The sequence below is a fragment of the Hymenobacter lapidarius genome (assembly GCF_001816145.1).
GTDB lineage: Bacteria > Bacteroidota > Bacteroidia > Cytophagales > Hymenobacteraceae > Hymenobacter > Hymenobacter lapidarius.
Genome location: NZ_MDZB01000003.1, coordinates 1 through 3,579 on the forward strand (window position 1 = coordinate 1; position 3,579 = coordinate 3,579).

Annotated in this window: 3 protein-coding genes; 1 reads left to right on the top strand and 2 read right to left on the bottom strand. The window is 59.2% G+C overall.

Features of this window, described 5'->3' with window-relative positions:
• The coding region (locus tag BEN47_RS00030) for a DEAD/DEAH box helicase (protein WP_070724167.1) at window positions 1-1,255 on the bottom strand (1,255 nt) is incomplete at its 3' end.
• 302 nt (window positions 1,256-1,557) lie between these two features.
• On the opposite strand from BEN47_RS00030, the gene BEN47_RS00035 reads away from it, so the two are divergent.
• Complete coding sequence (locus BEN47_RS00035) at window positions 1,558-2,070, top strand: NUDIX domain-containing protein (RefSeq protein WP_070724168.1); 513 nt, start codon at window positions 1,558-1,560, stop codon at window positions 2,068-2,070.
• A gap of 442 nt (window positions 2,071-2,512) precedes the next feature.
• Here the strand turns inward: BEN47_RS00035 and BEN47_RS00040 are convergent, their stop codons facing one another.
• On the bottom strand, window positions 2,513-3,103 hold the full coding sequence (locus tag BEN47_RS00040; protein ID WP_070724169.1) for a hypothetical protein: 591 nt from the start codon (window positions 3,101-3,103) through the stop codon (window positions 2,513-2,515).
• Window positions 3,104-3,579 lie beyond the last annotated feature (476 nt).

The following is a 3,579-nucleotide window of genomic DNA, read 5'->3' on the forward strand; positions in this document are numbered from 1 at the left end:
CGCCGCCGCCGTTGCCGCCTTCGCGGGGGCCGGAACGGGCCGGACGACCCGCCGGGCCCTTGGGCCGGATGATGCGCTCGTTGCCGTGCAACATGACGGGCTTGATACGGCCCGACACAAACGGATGCTCGGCTTCCACGTCAATCTGGCGGCTGATGAGCTTCTGGATGTCCTGCAGGTAGGCGCGCTCCTCGTCTTCCACGAAGGAGAAAGCGGTGCCGAAGGCGCCGGCCCGGCCGGTGCGGCCAATGCGGTGCACGTAGGTTTCGGGCTCGTTCGGGATTTCGTAGTTGATGACGTGGGTTAGCTCGTCTACGTCGATGCCGCGGGCGGCGATGTCGGTGGCCACCAACACGCGGGTGCTGCCGGCTTTGAAGTTAGAGAGGGCGCGCTGGCGGTGGTTCTGGCTCTTGTTGCCGTGAATGGCTTCGGCCGGAATTTGGTAAGTGGCCAGGGCCTTCACCACTTTGTCGGCGCCGTGCTTGGTGCGGGTGAAGACGAGGACGCGCTTGATGCCTTTGTCCTGCAGGATGTGGCGGAGCAGGGCGGGCTTGTCGTTGTTCTCCACCAGATAAATCGACTGCGTTACCGTCTCGGCGGTGCTGCTGACGGGCGTGACGGCCACGCGCACCGGGTTGGGGCGCAGGATGGTGCTGGCCAGCTCCTGAATCTGGCCGGGCATGGTGGCCGAGAAGAACAGGGTCTGGCGCTTGGTGGGCAGTTTGGGCAGGATGCGCTTGATGTCGTTGATGAAGCCCATGTCGAGCATGCGGTCGGCTTCGTCGAGCACGAACACCTCCACTTGGCGCAGGTCCACGAAGCCCTGGTTCATGAGGTCGAGCAGGCGGCCGGGGGTGGCGATGAGCACTTCCACGCCGCGCTTGAGCTGCGCCACCTGCGAGCCCTGGCTTACGCCGCCGAAAATAACGGTGTGGCGAATCTGGCTCAGGTGGCGGCCGTAGGCGCCGAAGCTTTCGTTGATTTGGATGGCCAGCTCGCGGGTGGGCGTGAGCACGAGGCAGCGAATGGCCCGCGGGGCGTGATTCGACACCTGGGCCGTGCGGTGCAGCACCTGCAGGATGGGCACGGTGAAGGCCGCCGTTTTGCCGGTGCCGGTCTGGGCCACGCCGAGCAGGTCTTTGCCTTCGAGAACGTGGGGAATGGCTTGCTCCTGGATGGGAGTGGGGGTGGTGTATCCTTCCTCTTTGAGGGCTTTGAGGATGGGGTCAATCAGGTTTAAATCGTCAAACGTCATGTGTGGGGGTTTGGTACTCGAAAGTTCGGGTTGGGGCTGGGGCCAACAAGGGGCCGCGCAGCAATGGGGGGGGCCTCGTGCGGAAGCACAGGCGGGCATGGCCACGCCAGACGGTGCCAGGCGGGGGCGGGGTTGGCGGCTCGTCGGAGGCCGTCAGATTCCCTGAATGAAGAGAAGTTGGGGTGAGGTGCGCTTACTTGCGGAGGCAGCCGAGGCGCGGGGCTTTGCCCGACGCAGCCGGGCAGCGGGCTGCTCCGACGGCGGCCCTGGTGTCAACAAAGGTACAACACAGTAATCCGAACATGCAGATTATCGAGCGGACCCAAGTATTCAACGGCCACTACAAAGTCAACCAACTAATCGTTCAGGATGGTGACACGCAGCTCCGGCGTGAGCAGTTTGCGCCCGGCAAGGCCGTGGCCGCCCTGGTCTACGACACGGCCCGGCAGGTATACGTCCTCACCCGCCAGTTCCGCATCGGCCCCGAAGCCGACATCCTGGAAATTGCCGCCGGCATGATAGACGGCGACGAAGCCCCCGAAACCGCCATGCGCCGCGAGATTCACGAGGAGCTGGGCTACGAGGTCGATAAGCTGGAGGAAATCGTGTGCATCTGGCCCTCGCCGGGCACCAGCTCCGAGGAAATTACCGTGTTCTACGCCGAAGTGAGCCACAAAACCGGTGCTGGCGGCGGGCTGGCCGAGGAACACGAGAACATCGAAATGGTGGAGTTGAGCCGGGATGCGTTGTTAGCTGAGCCGTTGAGGGATGCCAAGACGGTGATTGCCGTGCAATGGGTGCGGTTGCGGAGTTAACTAGAATGTGAGCTCCAATTATGAGTTACTCACTTTGAGGGGAAGCTTACACAATGACTATAGAGCAGTTCAAAGGAATACATAGGGATTTATATGATATGTTGTTTAATAATTCATAATTGCAAGCATGAATAAGCGAAACGGAACCGCTGCCTTCTTTATAAATTTAGCTCCAGCATGGTTTAGTGCGATAGCTCCTTTATTTATGTTGGTAGCAATTTTTGGGTTAGTTGTCGCCATTACGTCCATGTTTTCTGCAAGGGTAAATAAAAGCTACACATTTAAAGTTATACTTCTGATAATAATTGCGTTGGGAACTATCGCAACAGCATTTATAGGATTGGAGGTAATAAATGGATGAAAGAGCCCGATGGCGCGTGTTTGTATGTAAGCTTCCCCTCAAAGTGAGCCATCCATAATTAGAGATTCATTACACAAACCCCTACTGCACAGCCGGCAGCGTCAGCACATAATCGAACGTCTGGTAAAGCTTGGCGTCGCGGATGCTTACGTTCAGCTCCTGGGCGTCCATTTTGGGGAAGGGGATGGTGCGTTGGGCCTGGTAGAGGTCGCGGCCGAAGAAGCGGCCGTTGCCGGGGGCTAGGGTTTGGGCGAATACTTCTTTGCCGTCTTTGCCGGTGGCGGTGAGGGTGAGGTTGGACAGCTCGGCGTTTTTGGGGCCCTGGCGGTGGATGGTTACCAGCAGCACGCCACCGGGGGGCAAGGCGGCCAATCGGCGCTGGTAGGTGGTGTCGGCCCAGTCGTGCAGTTTTTTGAGGGCTTCGATTTCGGTGAGCAGGTCGGGGTAGGAGCGGTAGCCGAGGCGGGTGAAGGAGCCGTCGATGTCCTGCTCCTCGTCGGTATTCTTGGTCACGTTCTGCACGTAGGGCGACACGGCATCCCTTTGGGCGAAGGTGTAGCGCTTGCGGCCTTTGGCGGCTTTGCCGGTGGGCTGGGCGGCGGCGGTCCCGGCCAGCAGGCTCAGCAAGCCAACGGTGAGCGTGTGGCGAATCAGGCGAGGAAAAGTGGGCATAGCGGGGATTGAATTAAAGCGGTAAAGGACAATGAGAAAATGATTGCTGATAATCGGGCCAACAAAGAAACTACTTCCCGCGCAAACCCCGGTCGTACCGCCCCAAAAAGTTAAACCTGATAGCCCAGGCCGCCAAAGCCTTGATATAATGGTAACGCCCCCGTAACGCCCCATTCATGGCCCGGCCCGAACTTTGGAAACAGTATAAATCTATTATTTAACTCTCATACTGCTATGTGTTTTCCGGTCTTTGTGAATTGGTTGCGCCGGCTCGGGCGCTGGGTGGTGATGGAGCTGTTCCAGGTGGCGCTCTGGGTGGGGGTTGCTGGTCAGCTTGGGGTCGGCTTTCGGGGGCGGGGGCGTTGGGGCCGGTGTCCCGCTCAGGTTCAGGCCTTATACTAAAGCTGTATGGGCCGATATGCCTGTAAGCAGGCATTAGCTTATTGCATAACTATTTAGGGGCTCGTGTAGCAGCA

Bases quoted from the DNA above. Each gene is read 5' to 3' on its own strand.
- BEN47_RS00035 (WP_070724168.1), top strand. From the start codon at position 1,558: ATGCAGATTATCGAGCGGACCCAAGTATTCAACGGCCACTACAAAGTC.
- BEN47_RS00040 (WP_070724169.1), bottom strand. From the start codon at position 3,103: ATGCCCACTTTTCCTCGCCTGATTCGCCACACGCTCACCGTTGGCTTG.